At 56.2% G+C, this 21,219-nt stretch carries 15 protein-coding genes; 4 read left to right on the forward strand and 11 right to left on the reverse strand.

Translation table 11 applies throughout. The features are described from left to right. The 9 genes from ABIE64_RS15360 to tldD form a co-directional block, all read right to left on the reverse strand. Positions 1-942 (reverse strand): ABC transporter permease subunit, encoded by a 942-nt coding sequence (locus ABIE64_RS15360; protein ID WP_007091185.1) that lies wholly within the window; start codon positions 940-942, stop codon positions 1-3. A 13-nt stretch (positions 943-955) separates the two neighbouring features. After that, a complete protein-coding gene (locus tag ABIE64_RS15365) occupies positions 956-1,966 on the reverse strand; it encodes an ABC transporter permease subunit (RefSeq protein ID WP_341363307.1) in 1,011 nt (336 codons plus the stop codon). A 116-nt stretch (positions 1,967-2,082) separates the two neighbouring features. Then, positions 2,083-3,690, reverse strand: coding sequence for an ABC transporter substrate-binding protein (locus ABIE64_RS15370; protein ID WP_063093303.1), 1,608 nt, complete (start codon positions 3,688-3,690; stop codon positions 2,083-2,085). A gap of 400 nt (positions 3,691-4,090) precedes the next feature. Beyond that, entirely contained in the window at positions 4,091-5,116 is a 1,026-nt protein-coding gene (locus ABIE64_RS15375; protein ID WP_354377882.1) for a threonine aldolase family protein, read from the reverse strand. Between the two features lie 103 nt (positions 5,117-5,219). Further along, positions 5,220-6,233, reverse strand: coding sequence for a threonine aldolase family protein (locus tag ABIE64_RS15380; protein WP_354377883.1), 1,014 nt, complete (start codon positions 6,231-6,233; stop codon positions 5,220-5,222). A 90-nt stretch (positions 6,234-6,323) separates the two neighbouring features. Further along, positions 6,324-8,639, reverse strand: coding sequence for a CHASE2 domain-containing protein (locus ABIE64_RS15385; protein WP_354377884.1), 2,316 nt, complete (start codon positions 8,637-8,639; stop codon positions 6,324-6,326). Between the two features lie 13 nt (positions 8,640-8,652). Further along, positions 8,653-10,035: a FecR family protein gene (locus ABIE64_RS15390; RefSeq protein ID WP_354377885.1), complete on the reverse strand. Its 1,383-nt coding sequence runs from the start codon at positions 10,033-10,035 to the stop codon at positions 8,653-8,655. A gap of 69 nt (positions 10,036-10,104) precedes the next feature. Beyond that, a complete protein-coding gene (locus ABIE64_RS15395; RefSeq protein ID WP_354377886.1) occupies positions 10,105-11,574 on the reverse strand; it encodes a tetratricopeptide repeat protein in 1,470 nt (489 codons plus the stop codon). Positions 11,575-11,810: 236 nt separating this feature from the next. Then, positions 11,811-13,244 carry a metalloprotease TldD gene (gene tldD / locus ABIE64_RS15400; protein ID WP_354377887.1) on the reverse strand — a complete coding sequence of 478 codons (1,434 nt, stop codon included), beginning with the start codon at positions 13,242-13,244 and terminating at the stop codon, positions 11,811-11,813. 214 nt (positions 13,245-13,458) lie between these two features. On the opposite strand from tldD, the gene ABIE64_RS15405 reads away from it, so the two are divergent. Both ABIE64_RS15405 and ABIE64_RS15410 read left to right on the forward strand, forming a co-directional pair. Beyond that, positions 13,459-14,727, forward strand: a complete 1,269-nt coding sequence (locus ABIE64_RS15405; RefSeq protein WP_354377929.1) for a DUF3422 family protein — start codon at positions 13,459-13,461, stop codon at positions 14,725-14,727. A 175-nt stretch (positions 14,728-14,902) separates the two neighbouring features. After that, positions 14,903-16,447 carry a Fic family protein gene (locus ABIE64_RS15410; RefSeq protein WP_354377888.1) on the forward strand — a complete coding sequence of 515 codons (1,545 nt, stop codon included), beginning with the start codon at positions 14,903-14,905 and terminating at the stop codon, positions 16,445-16,447. A 286-nt stretch (positions 16,448-16,733) separates the two neighbouring features. Here the strand turns inward: ABIE64_RS15410 and ABIE64_RS15415 are convergent, their stop codons facing one another. Both ABIE64_RS15415 and ABIE64_RS15420 read right to left on the reverse strand, forming a co-directional pair. After that, positions 16,734-17,462, reverse strand: coding sequence for a hypothetical protein (locus ABIE64_RS15415; protein ID WP_037991174.1), 729 nt, complete (start codon positions 17,460-17,462; stop codon positions 16,734-16,736). A gap of 157 nt (positions 17,463-17,619) precedes the next feature. Further along, a complete protein-coding gene (locus ABIE64_RS15420; protein ID WP_354377889.1) occupies positions 17,620-18,696 on the reverse strand; it encodes a COX15/CtaA family protein in 1,077 nt (358 codons plus the stop codon). Between the two features lie 246 nt (positions 18,697-18,942). Between ABIE64_RS15420 and ABIE64_RS15425 the strand changes: the two genes are divergently transcribed. Together ABIE64_RS15425 and ABIE64_RS15430 are read left to right on the forward strand one after the other, a co-directional pair. Further along, positions 18,943-19,500, forward strand: a complete 558-nt coding sequence (locus ABIE64_RS15425; RefSeq protein WP_354377890.1) for a precorrin-2 dehydrogenase/sirohydrochlorin ferrochelatase family protein — start codon at positions 18,943-18,945, stop codon at positions 19,498-19,500. Beyond that, the gene (locus ABIE64_RS15430) at positions 19,500-20,243 is read left to right on the forward strand and encodes a phosphoadenylyl-sulfate reductase (RefSeq protein WP_417834939.1); all 744 of its coding nucleotides are present in this window, start codon (positions 19,500-19,502) and stop codon (positions 20,241-20,243) included. Before ABIE64_RS15425 ends, ABIE64_RS15430 begins: the two co-directional genes overlap by 1 nt. Positions 20,244-21,219: the final 976 nt, after the last annotated feature.

The raw sequence follows: 21,219 nt of genomic DNA on the forward strand, positions 1-21,219 counted from the left end.
TTACCGCTTCATCTTGGGATCAAGGGCATCGCGCAGACCATCACCCATCAGGTTGAAGGCAAGCACGGTGACGAGGATGCAAAGGCCGGGGAAGGTGATCACCCACCATGCCGATCCCACGAATTCGCGGGCTTCGGCCAGCATGGTACCCCATTCCGGCAGCGGCGGCTGTGCGCCAAGGCCAAGGAAGCCAAGGGCGGCAGCATCAAGGATGGCACTGGAAATACCCAATGTGCCCTGAACGATCAGGGGCGCCATGCAGTTCGGCAGGATATTGACGAACATCTGGCGCATATGACCGGCACCGGCAATCTGCGATGCGATGACATATTCCTTGTTCAGTTCGGATACCACCGAGGCACGCGACAGGCGCACATAATGCGGCAACTGGACAATCGCAATCGCCAGCATGGCGTTTTCAAGTCCCGGGCCGAGGATCGCGACAATCGCCATCGCCATGATCAGGCTGGGCAGGGCCAGCATGGTATCCATCAAGCGCATGATGCCGACTTCGATCCAGCCGCGGAAATATCCGGCAACCAGTCCAAGAACGATACCGGCAACCATCGAAATGATCACGACGAATACGCCGATGGTCACCGAAAGCTGCGCGCCATGGATCAGGCGCGACAGGATATCGCGGCCAACCGCATCCGTGCCAAGGATATAGCGCGGATCAGCACCTTCCATCCAGATCGGCGGTTTCAGGAACGCGGTGCGGTCCTGTGCAATCGGATCAAACGGCGCAACCCATTGGGCGAATGCCGCCATGAACAGGATAAAGCAGATGATGATCAGGCCAACATAAGCACCACGGTTCTTGCGGAAATAATTCCACGTTTCCATGAACGGACTTGGCGGGTTGATCTTCTGGTCTTCCACTGCCGCCGCTTCGGCTGCTGCCGTTTCGGGGGTGGTTGATTGGGTATTCTGGTTTGTCATTTCCCGTGCCCCCTTAACGCTTGTGCCGGATGCGGGGATTGATCACCCCATACATCAGATCGACGAACAGATTGACCGCCATAACCACGAAGGCAATCATCAGGATGCCGCCCTGGATGGTCGGGTAATCGCGGCGGTTCAGTGCCTCGACAATCCATTTGCCAATACCGGGCCACGAGAAAATGGTTTCAGTCAGGATCGCACCGGCAAACAGCACACCGACCTGAAGGCCGATCACCGTAATCACCGGGATCAGGGCATTGCGCAGCGCATGGACCATGATCACCCGCATCGGGGCTAGGCCCTTGGCGCGTGCCACCCGGATATATTCCTCGCCCAGAACTTCAAGCATCGAGGACCGCGTCATACGCGCAATCACGGCCATCGGAATGGTGCCAAGCGCAATCGTCGGCAGGATCAGATGACGGAGCGCACTGAGAAACGCGCCTTTTTCATCGCTAAGCAACGTATCGATCAGCATGAAACCGGTGGTCGGCTCGATGTAATACATGATCGACAGGCGACCGGAAACCGGGGTCCAGCCAAGCGTTGTCGAAAAGAACATGATCAACAGCAGCGCCCACCAGAAGATGGGCATTGAATATCCGGTCAGCGATAAACTCATGGTCAGGTGGTCAAGCCACTTTCCCCTGTTGATCGCGGCAATGACCCCCAATGGCAAACCGATAATGATCGCAAACAGAATCCCCGCGACGGACAGTTCGATCGTAGCCGGGAATAGGGTCGCGAATTCTTCGATCACCGGACGTTTGGTGACAAAGGACTCACCAAGATCACCCTGCAACACACCGCCCAGATAATCGAAATACTGAACAACAAGCGGCCTGTCGAAACCATATTCCTTTTGCAGTTCGGCGTATCGTTCGGGGTCGATACTGCGTTCACCTGCGCGCATCTGGATCGGGTCGCTCGGGATCAGGTGAATCATCAGAAACACCAGAATGGTAACGCCAAAGAAAGTCGGTATGACGTCACCCAAACGGCGTAAAAGGAAACCTAACATGCCATTGGGCCTTTTTTGGCATCCGCGCGCGGGCCTGCGGGCGGACGTCTCTCTCTATTGCGGAATTGCAAAGAGGCCCGGAAAACCGGGCCTCCTCGGCAAGGTGTAGGGGCGTGTTATTCTTTGATATCGACGCCGTAGAAGATGTGACCGCCAAACGGATCGATCTTGTAGTCGACAACTTCGTTACGGATCGGTTCGAAAACGATCGAGTGCGCGATGGTTGCCCACGGTGCTTCACGTTTGAAGACGGCCTGGGCTTCTTCGTACAGACGGGTACGCTCAAGAACATCAGCAGTGGTTTTCGCCTGCTGGATCAAGCTGTCGAATTCCTCGTTGCACCACTGTGCACGGTTCGCACTGCCAACGGCATCGCAACCCAGCAGAACAGCAAGGAAGTTGTCGGGGTCGCCGTTATCGCCGGTCCAACCGAGCATGAAGCTGCCCTGTTCACCTTTTTTGGTGCGATCAAGATATTCGCCCCACTCGTAGGAAACGATTTCGGCATTCACGCCAATCGCAGCCCAGTCAGCCTGAACGAGTTCAGCCATACGGCGTGCGTTCGGGTTGTAAGGACGCTGTACCGGCATGGCCCAGATATCGGTGGTGAAACCATCCGGATAACCGGCTTCTGCCAGCAACTTCTTGGCGGCTTCCGGATCATACGGATCGTCAACGGTATCGTTGTTGTACGACCAGATGGTCGGCGGGATCGGGTTTTTGGCGGCAACGCCTGCACCCTGATAAACACCTTCGATGATCGCAGCCTTGTTGATCGCCATGTTCAGGGCCTTACGGACCTTGACATTGGTGAACGGCTCTTTCTGGGTGTTATAACCAAGATAACCGACGTTCAGACCTTCCTGGCTCATCAGGTTGATGTCGCCATCGGCTTCCATCGCGGTCAGGTCAGCCGGGTTCGGGTACGGCATGACATGGCATTCACCGGCTTTCAGCTTCTGGTAACGAACCGTGCTGTCCGGGGTGATGGCAAAGATCAGGTTATCAATCGGTGCCTTGCCTTCCCAATATTCCGGGAACGCCTTGTAACGGATGACCGCATCTTTCTGATACTGGACAACCTGGAACGGGCCGGTACCGACCGGGTTCAGGTCGATCTGTTCCGGCGTACCGGCAGCCATCAGCTGATCGGCATATTCACCCGACAGGATGGATGCGAAATCCATCGCCATGTTGGCAATGAACGGTGCTTCCGGACGGTTCAGAACGAATTTGACGGTGTAATCGTCAACTTTGACGATGTCCTTGATCAGTTCGCCCATGGACATCGAGTTGAAATACTCGTAACCGCCACCCGAAACCGGATGGTACGGATGTTCTTTGTCCCACTGGCGACGGAACGAGAAGATCACGTCGTCTGCGTTGAAATCGCGGGTCGGGGTGAAGGCATCGGTGGTCTGGAATTTAACGCCTTTACGCAGGTTAAAGGTGTATTCCGTGCCATCGGCCGATACGTCCCAGCTGGTTGCAAGGCCCGGAACGATGGTGGTCGTGCCGCGCTTGAACTGTACCAGACGGTTGAAGACCTGACGCGAGGTGGCGTCAAAGGTGGTACCCGCGGTGTAAAGCTGCGGGTTGAAGCCTTCCGGGCTTCCTTCCGAGCAATAAACCAGGGTTTTTGCCGAAGCGGCAGTCGGAGCAGCAAGCGCAGTCGCTGCAAGCAGACCTGCACCGATCGCCGCTTTGACGAAATTCGCTTTCATATAAGATGCCTCCCTCAAGGCTGGCCCGAACAATTTGCGCTGGTGGCTGCTGGCCTTGAACGGCTCATGCATTGCAATTTGCGCAAATAGACGGGCGGGTTTACCCGATCCAACATTTATGTTGGCAATCGACGAGGGAAAATAATCAGGGTTTCTGGGTATCGTCAACGTTTCCTGCGGGGTTTTACGTAGGACGATCTGATCGAAGGAATGATGAATTTATGTCAAGTGTTTGTTATTTTTATGAAATTGTCCCCCACAATCGGGTATGGGAGCCGTGCATTTTTTTCGGGGCTACTGATGACCGAACGGAAAAACACATAAAGCTAACGTGCTTTTCCATCCGATCTATCTTCTTGAAATTTCTAGATTCGTTTGACCACGGAACCCCTTGCGCCGATCAATTGCGCGCAATGCGATCATTAAGCTCACTGATTTGCGCGATATCCGTGTTCCACGCTGTCACAAATCGATAAACATCCGCCCCCAATGACGGCCATGGATAAAACAGCGCCCCGGCATCGCGCATTTTCTGCGCCAGTTCGGCGGGGATATTCGCAAAAATCTCGTTGCCATCAGCGGCATGCGCCAATGTTGCCCCATGCGAAACCAGCATGTCACAAAGGGTTTTGGCCGCCCCGTTGGCGTGGCGCGCATTGCGCAGCCAAAGATCATCCTTCACATAGGCCAGAAGCTGCGAGGCCAGATAACGATGCTTGGAATACAGATGCCCGCTGCGCTTCCGGGCCTGCTCGACCTTGCCGCGCAGTGACGTATCAAACAGGACAATCGCATCAACCGCCTGCGCACCGTTCTTGGTCGCCCCAAAGCTGATCGCATCGACACCGGCCTTCCACGTGATATCCGCCGGATGACAGCCCAGATGGGCAACCGCATTGGCAAACCGTGCCCCATCCATGAAAAACCGCAGGTCACGCTTTTTGCAAATCGCGCCAATGGCGGCAACTTCATCGGCGGAATAAACCGTGCCCAATTCGGTCGCCTGCGTGATCGCAACGCATTCCGGGGCCACCGAATGCACCCCGCGATCCACCCGGCTTGCCAGAAAGGCATCAAGATTATCGGCTTCAAGCTTTGCCGCCGGGCCATCAACCGGCATCAGCTTCGCCCCGCCGGTAAAGAACGCAACGCCCGTACTTTCATCTTCGTTGATATGGGCCTCGTGATGGCAAACGATCCCGCCAAACGGCGATACCAGTGCCGACAGGCTGATGCAGTTTGCCGCGGTGCCGGTGGCGACCGGAACAACGGCCACTTCCCTGTCAAACAGCTCGGCAAAGGCCGCGTCAAGCTGCTGGCTGGTGTCATCATTGCCATAGGCGGGGGCATTGCCGTGGGCTTCGTGTTCCAGCGCTGCCAGGATTTCCGGGCACAGGGGCGATACATTATCAGAGGCAAAATTCATCGAACGGGTCCGTGTCTTGTGGTGGCGTTAATGCGGAGCCGGGCGTCATTCCGCCAACCGGCCACCCTTTATCACATGCGATCCGTTTGAATGGCAATGATGCCTATAGTGTTTCGGGCAAGGCGCGGATTGCCTCAATCGGGCTGTTCCAGCCGCTAACAAAGCGAAACGCATCCGCCCCGACCGCCGGCCATGGCCGAAATACCAGACCAGCCTTGCGCAACCGATCCGCCAGATCATCGTTCATATGCACAAACAGCTCGTTACCCTGCGGGGTGAAGGCCGCCCGCGCGCCAAGCGTTTCAAGCGACTGGCAAAGGGCGCTTGCGGCCTGATTGGCATGGCGTGCATTGCGCAGCCAAAGATCATCTTTCACATAGGCCAGAAGCTGTGCGGCCAGATAACGGTGTTTGGAAAACAGATGCCCGCCCCGTTTGCGCGCCTTTTCGACCCGGCCGCGCAATGACGGATCAAACAGGATGATCGCATCCACCGCCATCGCCCCGTTCTTGGTTGCCCCAAAACTTAAAACATCAAGCCCCGCCTTCCAGGTAATATCCGCCGGATGGCAACCAAGGGCGGCAATCGCATTGGCAAATCGCGCCCCATCCATGAAAAACTTCATGCCGTGTGTTTTTGTTACCCTGCCAATCGCCTGAACTTCATCAACGTCATAGATCGTGCCGAATTCGGTCGCCTGCGTGATGGCCACACATTCCGGGTCAACCGAATGCATGCCATGGGTGTTTTCGCGGGTTAAAAACGCATCAAGCGTTTCGGGCAACAGCTTCGCCGATGGCCCGTCCATGGTCATCAATTTTGCCCCATTGCCATAAAATGCCACCCCGGTCGATTCCGTCCGGTTGATATGCGCCTGATGATGACAGGCCACCCCGCCGAACGGGGATACCAATGCCGACAACCCGACAAGATTGGCCGCCGTCCCGGTGGCGACTGGCACCACCGCGACCTCCTTGCCAAACAGGTCCGAAAACGCGTGATCAAGCTGCTGGCTTGCTTCATCTGCACCATAAGGCAGGGCCGGGTCACTGGCCTCGCCAATCGCGGCAAGGATTTCCGGGCAGATCGGCGACACGTTATCAGACGAAAAATTCATCGGGGCCTCGGTTCTTTAAGGTGGGGCAGGGGCTTTAGGTGACGGGATGCTCAGCTTCGGTTGATCGCATTTGAAATGCAAGGGAACGGATTACTTGCTGGTCGCGACAAAAACACCGTCCCAGTCCGAAGGTGGCGGGCTTGCACGGAATGTCGCAATGCGATCACGATAAAGCCCGTAAAGCCCGACAAGGTCAAATTGCCCGATCATATCGGTCGCAAGATTGATGCATTCCTCAATCAGTTGTTCCGTACCATCCCAATCCTGCAATCGATAGCTCTGGATCATCTGCATATGGCGGTCACGCAGGTCGGCAAATTCCGCGCTATGGGCAATCGTACTGTCGCCCAGCAGGGTAAAGATGCGCACCGCCTCGCTTTTGCCCTTCACGGCAATCAGATCAAGCTCAAGGATGGCGAAACCATCCGCCGCCTGTCTTGCCGTTTCCTCGCCAATGACAATGCCGACACCGTAATTTTTTGACTGCCCCTCAAGCCTTGAAGCCAGATTGACCGCATCGCCCAGCACCGAATAATCAAACCGCTGATCAGATCCCATATTGCCGACAAGGCAATTGCCGCTATTGATCCCGATCCCGATATTCAGTGGCAGATAGTCCTGGCTTTCTTCGGTTGCTTCCTCTGCACGGCGCGCATTAAGGTGTTCAAGCGCATCAAACATCGCAAGCGCACTTTCGCAGGCCCGGCGCGCATGTGCCGGGACATCAAGCGGCGCGTTCCAGAACGCCATGATGCAGTCGCCCATATATTTGTCGATGGTGCCTTCGCGGTCCAGAATCGCCTTGCTAAGCGGGGTGAGCAGCCGGTTGATCAACCGGGTCAATCCCTGCGGGTTTGATTTGAACCCCTCCGAGATCGACGTAAACCCGCGCACATCGCAAAACAGCAATGTCATGTCGCGGGTTTCCCCGCCCAGTTTCAAACGTTCCGGGTGGCGGGCAAGCTGTTCAACCAGTGCCGGTGACAGATAGTTGGCAAAGGCCGCACGCACCTGTTTGCGTTCGCCTTCGGTGCGCATGAAACCGATTGAACTGGCAATCAGATAAACCGCCACCAGCGACACCGCGCCGTATACCGGATCAATCAGGATTTGCTGGCTGCTATAGGCCCACCATGAAAACCCGCCTGCTGCCACGGTCATGGTGCCACCAATGATTGCCGGCCAGACCGCACCAAGCTTCGGGATCGCCAGAACGAAAAACAGGCCCACCAGCAACAGGACAAGCGTCTCGATCTCCGCAACCCAATATGGCCGCGTCAGGAACTGCCCCAGAAGCATCTGTTCTAACATCTCGGCATGGATTTCAACACCGGGCAGAACCGGATCAAGCGGGGTGGATCGCAAATCAAGCAACCCCGCCGCACTGGTGCCAATCAGAACAACCGTGTTTTCAAGGGCCCGTTCGGGAAGGTTGCCTTTGATCACGTCGGCCGCCGAAATATATCGTTCGGCGCGGTGCCCGGCGAAATGGACCCACATATGGCCCGATTGATCGGTGGGGATGGTGACCTCGCCAACCCGGATGGCTTCAACGCCCTCGGCGGTGGTCCATCGCGTTGCACCACTGGCACCTGATAGCCGTACATTCATGGTGCGCGGGGCATCCTGAAGAATACGGAAAACTTCCATCGAAAGCGTCGGGTAAACCGGCTTGCCGATCAACGGTTCCTCGTGATCAAGCGCTAGCATCAGCGGAACCCGGCGCACAACCCCGTCCTGTTCGGGCGATACATTGATGATCGCATTGCCTGCCGCGGCTTCCTCAATCACCGAAAGGTTCGCGGTCGCCCCCGAAAGCACCGGGATGAAATCCGCCAGATGCCGACCGGCTTCGCCGCCAACGCTGAAATTGCCGACCTGCCGGGGCAGGGTGCTGAACGGTTGTGATGTCAGTTGGGCGGCGGTAACCACCTGCCCGACACCATTGATAAACTCGGCAAACAGCAAATCATGATCAGGCAGGGTTTCGGCAAGTTTTGCCAAGGCGTCGCTGTTATCATTTTTGGGCCAGTCATGCACGACCCGCGCGGGCGATGTGCGGTCCGGCTCGGCAAATACGATATCGAAACCGACAACCTGTGCCCCTGCCAGCCGCAACCGGTAAATCAGTTCCGCAAGCCTCGTGCGCGGCCACGGCCATTGCCCCATTTCATCAAGGCTGCGCTCGTCAATATCGATGATCCTGACACCGACATCCTCGAACGCACGCGGCGCGATCCGCTGATAGGTGTCAAACACCGACATCCGCAACTGCCCGACCAGCGGCACATCCTGCCAGCGCAGAACCACACAAACCAGAAGCACGGCCAGCGGCACCAGATAATGCAGCCACAGGGTCACGCGTGCGCGTGAAAGGCGTCCGGGTGTGTTTGGTTGATCGGTCACGTCAATACCAAAGCTATGGGGTCAACGTACCTGAACCGGACTCTCCGTCCGGGTAGTCTGTGGTCGAAAGGTCGAAATCGACATTATAGGCATCTTTGAAAGTTGCGGACGCATTGCAGCCAAGCGTCACACAGTCGGAGGTATACTGAAAGTCGGAGCCCGAGAAAGCTACCTGCCCGTTGCTACCGGAATAATCGTATGTGGTAGCGTTAAAGCTGCCATCAAGGAACCCTGCTTTGCCGGTCAAGCCGGAACCTGTTTGGGTAATGTTTGAAAACAGGATGCCAATCGTCCGGTTCGCAAAATCGACATTTGAGCTAAAGCTGTAATCAATGTTGGCACCATCCACATTGATCGTTCCGGTAGAAGCCGATCCACTGGTGATCTGACGCATACCATCAAATGTGAATTCGCTGCTGCCACCACCATTATTCTGCGTGGTTTCCTCGACCTGATTCAAGGCCGTGGCTGCGTCCGTGACGCTACCCCCGGCATTCGTGCTCGATACCTGCGCCATGGCGACGTCAAGTGTCGAGGCCATGGTTGATCCGGTTTGCGTTGTTGCCTGACGGGTCTGCTGTGTCGTCAGGCTGTTGCCACCCGATGCCTGCGCGGAGGATGCTGTGCTGCCGCCCTCGTTCTGGCTGTTCGATGCCGTGCGCACCAATGCGCGCGAAAAGTCGAATGTTGCAAGGCTTTCCGGGAAGCGGATCGGTTCGGTGACCTTGTTGTTGGCAACAAACACACCGAAATTCTCGCCGGTCACGTTTTCACTATTGCCGTTCTGGTCAAACACGGCAAAGGCACCGGGGCGCGATGTGGTGTCATTGCGTGAAAGGCCCGGCCCCTGATTGACCGCCATGAAAATCTGCGGGCCTTCGCCGCTATTGCTCTCATCGCTTGAAAAATCAAAACTGCCCGGCACGATCTGGTTGGCTTCATCGGCTGAAACCGACCGGATCAGGCCGATGGTGCCGCGAATGCCAATCGATCCGACCGGCAGATTGACATCCATGCTCGATGGATTTTTAAGCGGGATTTTACCGGTGACAAACCGCACGACACCGCGCGCCATATCGGCAACGATCCTGCCATCGCCGGTCACCGGGTCATAAACGAATTCATCAATCGCAAGGTCGCTGTTCGGGCCGATGGTAAACACCGTTTCATCCAGCAACAGGATCTGCATGCCTGAATGGGCCGATGTCGTGATGCGGTCGCCAAGGTAAACCGGCATGCCGCTTTCAACCAGAACACCAACCTCGCCAACCGACTGCGCCAGAAGCACCTCGCCCGTGACCGCAGCAGAAACCCCCGCCATTTCACCGCTGCGTTCGGCCTGTGCCATGGTAACGCTTGCCAGAAGTACCGCCCCTGAAAGGGCTGCAAGCTGCATATGTCTTGCCCGCTTCGCGTAACGGGGGGCCAAAGCTTTAAATACCGACATCCCTAGAACTCCCATTCCCTAAAACTCCCAACGGCGCGTCAGGAAAAACTGCGCGCGCGCGTTATGATATTCGTAATTGGGAATGTTTGATTCTGTGTTCAGATATTCACCGGTGACCGACCAGTTGATCGGTGCCAGAAAGGCATATATCTGTCCTGCCGTTTTGCTATCCCCAAACAAGTCATCTGGCAGCATTTGCGAAAGCGGCGCACCATAGGTCAGTCGCAATCTCGTCGTCCGGTCCTGTCGGTGTTGCGGCGAATTGCCGGTCACCAGAAAGTCCGGATCGCGATATTGATCAAGACCATAGCGAACACTTCCGCTGATATAACTTCCCCCGCCAAACAGATAAGCATGGATCAGTTCCGCACTCAAGCTGTCATAACTGTTGAAATTGCGTGCGGCTTCTTTTTGACCCGCATTAAGATCAATCGTCGTGCGGTTTGACGGGCTCCAGGCGTAATTCACCCCGGTTCGTGCGCCATATCGCTGCCCGGAATGCAGCCGAAGCGCACTTGATTCCGTCGTATTCTGATACCGTTCATCGGCATAGCTGACTTCGGTGTAAAGATTGGTATCGGGCCGGATGTTCCAGTCCGCCCGCAATCGACCGCTTCGCGATGTCAGGTATTTTTCCCGCGAAAGCGACTGCACGGTCTGGTTTATGACCGGGGTCAGGCTGAAATATCCGCCGCGGATACGCGCGCCAAGGTCAACCGAAAACGACCCCAGATCAAGGCTGTCGATCTGCACCTGATCGCTGCCATAGCCGGTCAGGGCGGCAAAAACCTCGTGCCCTTCCTGATAGCCAAGGTCATAGCTGATGTCATAACGCATCGCCCCGATATGGGCGATATCGTTGCGCGGCTTGTCCTCGGCGGCCGTGATATTGGTCAGTGTCCCGGTGACAAGCTGCTGCTTGTCGGATGGTGCCGCATTGCGGTTGCTGTCAATCTGGCTGCCAAAGGTCACGGTCAGGTACTGATGAAGCCGCTTGCGCCGTGTCTCAATCGCCGAAAGATAACGGTCAATATCGGCCGCAACATCGGGCGATACATTCATCGCCCGCAGGCGTTCAAACTGCGCACGCGCCTCGTCAAGGCTATCAAGCCGATAAAGCACAATCGCGTAATAAAGCCTGATCGCGGCAAGATCGGGATCAAGCACAAGGATGCGTTCCAGTGTCGCCGACGCCCCGCGGACATCCCCGCGCGCAATCTGCGCCTTGGCCCAGCGGAAATTCAGGACAACATCATCGGGATTGGCCAGTACATCGGCAAAACTGATATCGCTGCCATCATCGGTCTGAAGCAAAAGGCGCGACCGTTCCGCCGCATCAATGATCTGCGTAAAATCGCCAATGAAATTCCGGGCTTCATCTGTACGGACATCGACACTTTGCTGTGCGCTTGTTGTTGTCGCGCCTGTTATCAGCATGCCGCACAGGACAATCAAACCCGTGCCGCACCGCCATCTGAGCGATTTCAATATTTTTCCCCAAGGTCGCAACCCGGCTTTGCTTTTTTCAGTCTACCCACCCCAATGCGATACCTGAACAAAACCGGTCTGATTTTATCGTTATAGATTATTGATTATACGGTCTGTGGGAAAGTCATGCGTTTGAATGATACCAAGTCTATGCAATGGTCTTTATACTTATTCGTAAGTACAAAGGCCCGGCAATTTGCCGGGCCTTTTGCTTCAAAACAAGTTCTAAATTCAACCTAAACGGCCGTGCCACCAACAGTCAAACCATCAATGCGAAGTGTTGGCTGACCAACGCCAACCGGCACACCCTGGCCATCCTTGCCACACGTGCCGATCCCGTCATCAAGCTTCATGTCATTGCCGATCATGGAAACCTTGGTCAGGCTATCGGGGCCATTACCAATCAGGGTCGCCCCCTTGACCGGTGCGCCAAGTTTGCCGTTTTCGATCAGATAGGCCTCGGATGCGGAAAACACGAACTTTCCCGATGTGATATCGACCTGACCGCCGCCGAAATTGACCGCATAAATGCCTTTCTTGACCGACGCCAGGATTTCGCCCGGGTCCTTGTCACCGCCCAGCATATAGGTATTGGTCATGCGCGGCATCGGCGCATGGGCATAGGATTGACGTCGTCCATTGCCGGTGGATTTCACCCCGGTCAGGCGCGCATTCAACCGATCCTGCATGAAGCCCTTCAGGATGCCATCCTCGATCAGGACCGTGCGCTGGGTCGGGGTGCCTTCATCATCAATCGAAAGCGACCCGCGGCGATCATGGATCGTGCCATCATCAACAACCGTGACCCCCGGCGATGCAATCCGCTGACCCAGCAAACCGGCAAAGGCCGATGTGCCCTTGCGGTTGAAATCGCCCTCAAGCCCGTGACCAATCGCTTCATGCAACAGAATGCCGGGCCAGCCCGGACCAAGCACCACGGTCATCTCGCCCGCAGGGGCCGCAACCGATTCAAGGTTCAGCGTCGCCTGACGCAAGGCTTCGTCAACTGCGGATTTCCAGCTTTTTTCTTCAAAGAACCCGTCATAGCCAATGCGCCCGCCCTGACCATGCGATCCGGTTTCCATGCGGTCGCCCTGCTTGACGACGACGGAAACGTTAAACCGCACCAGCGGGCGGATATCACCAATCCGCTGTCCGCCACTGCGCCAGATCTGCACTGCCTGCCAGTTGCCCGAAATCGATGCGGAAACCTGCACCACGCGCGGGTCCTTGGCGCGCGCATAGGCATCAATCTTGCCCAGCAGATCAACCTTCGCCTCAAACGTTGCCTCGCCCAGCGGATTGACATCGGAATAAAGCGACACATTGGTGCCGACTGATCCCAGATCGACCTTGCCCGACCGGCCATTGCCAACCGCCTTGACGGTCTCGGCCGCACGGCCAACCGCGTCATTGGAAAGCTCGTTCGAATGCGAAAAGGCGGTGGCCTCATCGGCAACCGCACGCAGGCCAAAACCCTGTGCGGTGTCGAAATTGGCACTGCGCAGGCGGCCATCATCCCATGTCAGGCTTTCGGACTGCCGGTATTCAAGGAAAAGTTCCCCGTCTTCCGCCGCGCCCAGCGCATCATTGACCTGCTTTTCAAGCCGGTCGCGATCAAGGTCGCCATTGGCGAAAAACAGGCTGTCGGTTTTGCTCAGATCGGTCATGAAACCTCCTTGCGGGCGTGCCGGATGGCAACAGATGGGCGACTTTGGCCAAATGGGCGATTTTCGCCTGTAAGTTAAAGCATTTGTGACAGTATTTTCCCTTACGTTTTCAGGGCTATCTGCCACCTTGGACTTTCGTCTATACAGAACGTGTCGGGGCGTGCCCCGAAGGCTCTATATAGACCGCAATGGCCAATTATGAAAGCCCGTGGCAATGTTTGTTGAACATCCCCAGCGTGTCGCCCTTCATAACGAAATCCATGCCCGCCCGTTTGGCGGGGTGCAAAGCCCGGCCCGCTGCACCTGCATCGCCTTTCACGCAGGCGAGGAACTCGATACCGATGTCCGCACCCATTTTCAGGGCTTCTGTCAACGATACAGCCTGACACCCCCGGCACCCGATCAGAAATATTACGAAGCCCAGTGCGACGGTTTTTCCGTCATCTGGGAACGCCACGCGGAATTCACGGTCTACGTCTTCAAACGTCAGGCCGCCTTTGACCATCCGTTTGATGACCCGGTCATCAACCTGATCCCGCAGGACTGGCTTGAAGCCACCCCGGGGCAGCTTCTGGTCGGTTTGCATATCGCGATGGACCGGGATGAACGCTCGTCTGATGAAGTATCGCGCCTGTTTGATCATAACGGCCTGACCGGCAGCCGCGTTCTGGGCGGTACGGCGATGGTCTGGACCGATTTTCGCCTGCATGGCGATGGCTTTGGCCGCATCCTGATCCGTGATCAGGGCCTTGAAGTCCTGCAGGCCGGGCGTCTGATCCAGCGGCTCAAGGAAATCGAGGTCTATCGCATGATGGCGTTGCTGGCCTTTCCGCTGGCCCATTGCGCAACGCCCAAGGTCTCGGAAATCGATACACGCCTGTCCTCGATCACCGCCGAAATGGCCAGCAAATCGCACACCGACGACGAAGGCACCCTGCAAAAACTGACCGACCTTGCCGCCCAGACCGAAGAAATGGCCGCATCGCTCAATTACCGGTTCAGCGCGGCACGCGCCTATTACCGCATCCTTCAGGCCCGCCTTGTCGAACTGCGCGAGGAACGCGTCGAAGGCCTGCAAACCATGACCGAGTTCATGGAACGCCGTCTGGCCCCGGCCATGCGCACCTGCCAGAATATCGGTGATCGCCTCGAAGTCCTCTCGAAACGGGTGGCACGTGCCAACAACCTGCTGCGCACCCGGGTCGATATCCTGCTCGAAGCCCAAAACCGCGACCTTCTGGCCAGCATGGATCGCCGTGTGAAACTGCAACTGCGCCTGCAACAGACCGTCGAAGGCCTGTCCGTGGCGGCGATCACCTATTACGCCGTCGGGCTTCTGGGATATCTGTTCAAGGCGCTAAAGGATACCGGCCTTCCGATCAACGACCGCCTCGCCACCGGCATCGCCGTGCCCGTCGTCCTTGCCGCCATCTGGATATCCATGCGCCGGATCAGAAAGGCGCTGCATCGGGACGAGGGGTGAGGGTGCCTGAAAATCCCTTTTTATGGCATTTGCGATTGAATTACGACGGATGAGCTTATTTTTCAGCATAATACGACGCCTGCGCATATTTTACGACAAAGCTTGAGAAGAATATTTTTCGACATTATCCTGTTAAATAGAAAGAAATACGACATACGCGAAAGATTTACGACATATGCAATTCGTTCCGGCGACGCCTCTCACATTTCAGGATGAGCTTGTCCCCGAGGGAACAACGCTTGTCGGCCTGTCTGCGCTTGTTTATGCACTTGATGTGCAGGCTCCCGTGCGCGTTGCATGCTGTGTCTCGGAAAAACACATACGAGGTGGCTCCAGAGTTGAAGGAGGCTGGAAAGTCTTCGATAAACGGTTCTTGCTCGGCGAGACGTTCGGGGATCACCTCACCTTTGCGCTTAAACATGAAGCCATGGATTTACTGGTTCTCAAGCGGGTGTTTGACGCCATTGATCCGGGTGAGGTGAAAGCCTTTGTGTTATCTGCGCCCACCGGTGCGCCGTCGCGGCGCGCATGGTTTCTGTATGAGACACTCACTGGCAATCAATTGGACGTGCCGGACGCACCAAATGTGGCCTTTGTCGATCTTCTCGATCCCAAGGCATATTTTACAGCAGAGCCTCGTCCGTCCAAGCGTCATAAGGTGCGCGATAACCTGCTTGGAAATGCGCGGTTTTGCCCCGTCATTCGTCGTACGCCAGCGTTAGAAGATTTCTGCACATTGATGCTGGCCGATAAAGCACATGAGACTGTGGGGCGAATAGGCAAGCATATCATCGCGCGCGCGGCGAGCTTTATGCTTTTGGCCGACAGTCGTGCCAGCTTTGAGATTGAAGGGGAGCGTCCGCCCAGAAGTCGTCTTGAACGGTGGGGGAAGGCGGTTCAGCAAGCAGGCAAGAACCCACTTGATATGGCGGAGATCATTCGCCTTCACGGTGTTCTGATTGAGGATAATCGATTCATTCAGGTCGGGCTCCGCCAGGACGGGGTTTTCCTGGGCGAGCGGGACCGGTATGGGGAGCCACTTCCCGAATTTATAGGAGCTTGCCCCGACGATCTCGAAAACTTGACGGCAGGCCTGATCGAGGCAAACACACGTATGCGTGAGGCTGGCCTTGACGCCGTTCTTCAAGCCGCGGCTACGGCCTTCGGGTTTGTGTATGTTCACCCCCATGAAGATGGTAACGGACGTCTTCATCGCTGCCTGATCCAGCATGTGCTGGCAGAGCGCAAGTTCACACCTCCGGGCATGGTGTTCCCCGTGTCGTCGGTCATGCTTGATCGGATTGATGCTTACAAGGCCACACTTCAAGGACATTCAGGCCCCTTGATGCGCTACATTGAGTGGCAGCCGACACCAGAGCGGAATGTCGAGGTATTAAACGATACCGCTGACTTATATCGCTATTATGATTGCACCGATGAGGCCGAGTTTCTTTATGCCTGTGTGCGTCACACGGTTGAGCACGACCTCCCGCGCGAAATTGATTACATCCGCCGACATGATGAAGCCATGAGGGCCATTATGGAGGCAATAGAAATGCCCGATAGGCTCGCAGAAGACTTCATTATGTTTGTGCGCCAGAACCAATGGGAACTCCCCAAACGTCGCCGAAACAAGGAATTTGAAGCTTTGACAGATACGGAAGTGTCTATGCTGGAGAATATCGTGCGGGATGCCTTTGGTGGATTTGAAAACGCATAAGCTTGGGGGGGCTGCAAAGAGTTATGCGAAGCTGATTCTTGGCTACCAAGCCATTGTGCCTAGGGCCGCTTACACCGTTGCCGATACCAAAACGAGGGCATGAACTTCTGCTCTGGCATTACGCTCAGGCCAGAGCATAATGTGATACCTTCATACCGTCGAGAGTTGGTTCGCCGGACGGTCATGTTGCAGACTACGTAACCGATGCAGCTCTATCCTGAGCTGAATAGTAGAACGCTAATTAATTAAATCTGTCTCCTTTTGCTCGCGCAACTTCTAAGGCTCATCAGAATGAGCTTTTCTTAACTTTGCTTACCGGAACTGTAGCATGCGTGACAGTCTTAATCTGACTGAGGGTGCGAGAGTAAGAGACTATATCGAATTCTTCGATGACTACTGTGCCGTAGTCTCGATTTACCAATTTATCAAGGTGTGCAGTAAACATCTTTGCGTCAGATAGCGGCTCAGAAAACATGAGCATACTGGCGTGACAAGTGTTTCGCACATTCTCAATCGTAGGCTCAGGTCCCGGACGAACAAGGTTCCGCGCCTCAAGCTCGAGGAAGTATTTCTTCCTCAGTTCGATGAGGTCAAAATGAGGATACCCGCAAAGTAGCACACCGGTTCTTACGCCAATCATACCTTTGAATGTGACTTCAAACGGCTGGTGGCCCTCTATGACAGCTTTCATAGCATCAGCGTATCCGGCCACATCTGAATCGTTAGCGACGATGTTCGCCCGGAAACCTTCATTCGAACGGACAGTGACATGAACGCTGTTTGGGTCATACGCAGCGTGGACCTCACCCATGGTATTTCGCAGGTCCGCAATATCTCTCCAAAGTTCTGCGCTTAACTTCGGCCTGAACACAGTGCTTATTCCCCAGCGAAGTTCGCCTGGCTGAGGCAGAGGGTCGACAACGATATCATTCTCGATAATTGCTTGTCGGTTTCCCTCTCGGATTTTGGCATAGCGTGATTCAAGGTCATTGAAGCTTCCGCTATTAGAGCTCATGATAATCTCCTATGCCGAGTTTCAGCTGGCCAATGAACTCTTTGCAAAAATCATCGTTTGGGCCCATCAGTGGCTTCGCTAGTCTAGGGTAAAAAGGGGCCAGATTTATTTTTTAGCATCGGCTTTTGGGGCACACATGTTCTGGTATCGAGCCCCTTCAGGCGTCCCGATCCCCCGACAACCTGTAAACCGCATAAGTCATCGCCCCCACAAGCACCACCGCCCCCGCCTGATGCGCCACACCCAGCGGCAACCACACAACCGACAGCAACGTTGAAACCCCCAATGTCACCTGCAGGCAAACCGCCGCCAGCACCAGATGGGTGGCAAGGCGTTGCTGCGGTGTCAGGTTCCATTTCCCGGCCCGCCACCAGAACAGAAACACCGCGACAAAGGTCAGTTTCGCCAGCCACCGGTGGTCCCACTGCACCGTCATATGATCCTCAAACGGGGCCAGCCATGCGGGGCTATAGACAAACAGCCCGTCGGGGATCAGTTGCCCGTCCATCAGCGGGAAGGTGTTATAGGTATGTCCGGCATTGATCCCGGCAACAAAACCACCCGAAAGGGCGGTAAATACGATCAGCGCCAGAAGCTGCCAGCCGCGTTTCGAGGCATGGGTTGCCACTCCACGCGGCGCATACTGGTTAAGCCCGACCCACATCAACGCGATGAAAATCACCAGCGCCAGACCGAAATGCGCGGTCAGGCGGTACTGGCTGACATCGGGGCGGTCGACAAGGCCGCTCATGACCATGTACCAGCCCATCGCACCCTGTAAGCCGCCAAGAATGAACAGGCCCCAAAGCTTCCATTTGGTTGCGCCATCAATGGATTTTTTGGCAAGGAACCAGACGAAGGGCACAAAGAACACAACGCCAATCAACCGGCCCCAAAGCCGGTGAATGAATTCCAGCCAGAAGATCGATTTGAAATCCTCGACCGACATCCAGGCATTGATCTTCTGGAATTCCGGATACTGGCTGTATTGCTGATAAAGCGCCATCCAGTCCGCCTCGTTCATCGGCGGAATGATCCCGGTAAAGGGACGCCATTCCACGATGGAAAGCCCGGACTCGGTCAACCGCGTCAGGCCGCCAATCACCACCATGATGAACACCATGGCCGCCACAAAAAACAGCCACATCGCAACATTCCTGTGCGGGGTGGGGGCTATGTCGGCGGGGTGGGGCAGGGCGGATGAAACGCTGCTGGTATGCTCAATCGGGGACATCGGCGGGATCTCTTTGTCATGCGAAGCGCTTAATTTCGCGCCCAATATAGGATGAAATTTTAAAAAGTGCAGGAAAAGCTTCACCGTAATGCTTTTACGGCCGTCACCGAGGCCGGATCACGAAACCTATTTGCGCAATAAATAGTGTTCTATAAATATAAAACACATAAAAAATGTATTGAATTGTCCGATATACACAATCATAGTCTTAATCAACCAACAGAAACTTTCTTTTGAGGATCGACGATGTTTCCCATCAATCTGGACCTTGCGCGGCTTTCGGTCGCGCTGGTGGGCAACGGGCAGGCAACCCTGAACCGTTTGCGCCAGCTTGACGGTGATGGGGCGAAATACGTCACCGTTTATGCCGAAGACCCGATTGCCGAACTGGTGGACCAGGCCGGCGACCGGTTGCACCGCTATCTCCCGAATTCGGCCGATGTCAACGCGGCCGCAATCCTGTTTATTGTCGATTTGCCCCACGAAAAGGCCGCCGAGCTGGCCGCCATCGCCAAGGCCGTCGGCACGATTGCCAATGTCGAAGACGTCAGGGAATACTGCGATTTTTTCTCGCCAGCGCGGGTCACGCGCGGTGATTTGATGATTACGGTGTCGACCAACGGGCACAGCCCGCGTCTGGCCGGGCGTATCCGCCGCGCGATTGAAAACTGGCTGGTGCCCAAATGGGATCAGCGCCTGCGCGAGCTTTCCGGTCAGCGTGAAAAATGGAAGGCCGATGGGGCGGACATGAAACAACTCCTGAAAATGACGGACGATTATATCGACCGTCGGGGATGGTTGTGATGACCGTCATGCGCGAAGAAGACATTGTCACCGGCGGCTCTATGTCGGTCGAGGAGGCCGAGGTCCGTGCGGCCGATCTGCTGTCGCGATACGGTCACTTGCAGGGCATTTCCCTGATCGAACCGATGGTGCACGAGGAATTCCACGGCAAAATCACCATGACCTCGTCCTTTGGGACAGAGGCCGCAGCTTTGCTCGCCCTCGTGTCCGAGGTCGATCCGAACCTGCCGGTGATCTTCCTTGATACCCGCAAGCTGTTTGGCGAAACCCATCGCTATCGTGAACAGCTCGTTGATCAGCTTGGCCTGACCAATATCCAGATCATGCGTCCGGATGAAACGCTTCTGGCGGCGGATGATCCCAACGGCATGCTGTTTGCCAGCGATACCGCCAAATGCTGCTATCTGCGCAAGGTCGAACCACTGCAACGCGCGCTCAAGGGCTATGACGCGTGGCTGACCGGTCGCAAACGCTTCCACGGTGGCGAACGCGGGCAACTGCCCGTGATCGAAACCGCCGGAACCCGGATCAAGATCAATCCGCTGGCGGGCTATAACCGGGCTGATATCGAAGATATCTTTGAAAACCGCGCCCTGCCGCATCATCCGCTCGAAGCCGAAGGCTTCCTGTCGATTGGCTGCATGCCATGCACGGATCGGGTTGATCCCAATTCGACCGATGTCCGTGCCGGTCGCTGGGCCGGGCAGGACAAGACCGAATGCGGCATCCACTACATCATCTGAAAATCAAAGCCCGGTCCTTGTGCCGGGCTTTTCCGATTGCGGGCAAAGCCTTCCCGACCTGATCGTCATTCCCGCGACGGCGGGAATCCAGTCTCTTTCAACGGGGCATGGATTCCGGGTCTGCGCTGCGCTTCGCCCGGCATGACGGTTTTGATCCATCGCCAAACCAGTCCCGCCAGCCAACCCCGGACCGCTGACAAAGCCCTCCCAACCAGATCGTCATTCCCGCGACGGCGGGAATCCAGCCTCTTCCAATCGGGCATGGATTCCGGGTCTGCGCTGCGCTTCGCCCGGCATGACGATTTTGATCCATCGCCAGGCCAATCCAGCCAGCCAATGCCAGACCGCTGACAAAGCCCTCCCAACCAGATCGTCATTCCCGCGAAAGCGGGAATCCAGTCTCTTTCAACGGGGCATGGATTCCGGGTCTGCGCTGCGCTTCGCCCGGAATGACGGCTTTGATCAATCGCCAAGCCAATCCAGCCAGCCAACCAACCCCGCTGCCCCCGGTATCGCCAAACGCCACCGACCGGACGGACCACGCCCCGGACGGCCCCCGCTCTCGGTTGCCCCAAAACGCACCTCACCCCAAGGGCAACAACGTTGCCGAATGGCAGGCACACAACTCCCGCCATCGATGACCAGCCTTTCGGCATCTCCGAACGATCCATCGGCCCGCTGGCAACCGATCCTGCCAGCCGATCCCGTGCCGACCCAATCCGGGCGCAATTCGGGCCCGCTGATTCTCGGCATTGTCACGCTTCAACGACCGGACTGGACTAAACGGACCGGACGAACTTCGCCTCGCCCCGGCTATCGCTGCCCCGAACCAACACCCTTGCCCCAAGGGCACATTTCTCCCGTCATGATAAACACCCGTTTTCGTAAGTTTCCGACGGCCTCACGGCCCGGACGCACCACCGCCGTAATGACTTTTCCATGCACCGGTGATGCCCCTTTGGCGATACCGCCCCCG

It is taken from the genome of Thalassospira sp. MBR-102 (assembly GCF_040549275.1).
GTDB lineage: Bacteria > Pseudomonadota > Alphaproteobacteria > Rhodospirillales > Thalassospiraceae > Thalassospira > Thalassospira xiamenensis.

Excerpts from the sequence above, each read along its gene's own strand:
- ABIE64_RS15415 (WP_037991174.1), bottom strand. The coding sequence starts at position 17,462 with ATGAGCTCTAATAGCGGAAGCTTCAATGACCTTGAATCACGCTATGCC.
- ABIE64_RS15380 (WP_354377883.1), bottom strand. The coding sequence starts at position 6,233 with ATGAATTTTTCGTCTGATAACGTGTCGCCGATCTGCCCGGAAATCCTT.
- ABIE64_RS15420 (WP_354377889.1), bottom strand. The coding sequence starts at position 18,696 with ATGTCCCCGATTGAGCATACCAGCAGCGTTTCATCCGCCCTGCCCCAC.
- ABIE64_RS15365 (WP_341363307.1), bottom strand. The coding sequence starts at position 1,966 with ATGTTAGGTTTCCTTTTACGCCGTTTGGGTGACGTCATACCGACTTTC.
- ABIE64_RS15410 (WP_354377888.1), top strand. The coding sequence starts at position 14,903 with ATGCAATTCGTTCCGGCGACGCCTCTCACATTTCAGGATGAGCTTGTC.
- tldD (WP_354377887.1), bottom strand. The coding sequence starts at position 13,244 with ATGACCGATCTGAGCAAAACCGACAGCCTGTTTTTCGCCAATGGCGAC.
- ABIE64_RS15360 (WP_007091185.1), bottom strand. The coding sequence starts at position 942 with ATGACAAACCAGAATACCCAATCAACCACCCCCGAAACGGCAGCAGCC.
- ABIE64_RS15405 (WP_354377929.1), top strand. The coding sequence starts at position 13,459 with ATGTTTGTTGAACATCCCCAGCGTGTCGCCCTTCATAACGAAATCCAT.
- ABIE64_RS15375 (WP_354377882.1), bottom strand. The coding sequence starts at position 5,116 with ATGAATTTTGCCTCTGATAATGTATCGCCCCTGTGCCCGGAAATCCTG.
- ABIE64_RS15425 (WP_354377890.1), top strand. The coding sequence starts at position 18,943 with ATGTTTCCCATCAATCTGGACCTTGCGCGGCTTTCGGTCGCGCTGGTG.
- ABIE64_RS15370 (WP_063093303.1), bottom strand. The coding sequence starts at position 3,690 with ATGAAAGCGAATTTCGTCAAAGCGGCGATCGGTGCAGGTCTGCTTGCA.
- ABIE64_RS15430 (WP_417834939.1), top strand. The coding sequence starts at position 19,500 with ATGACCGTCATGCGCGAAGAAGACATTGTCACCGGCGGCTCTATGTCG.
- ABIE64_RS15390 (WP_354377885.1), bottom strand. The coding sequence starts at position 10,035 with ATGCAGCTTGCAGCCCTTTCAGGGGCGGTACTTCTGGCAAGCGTTACC.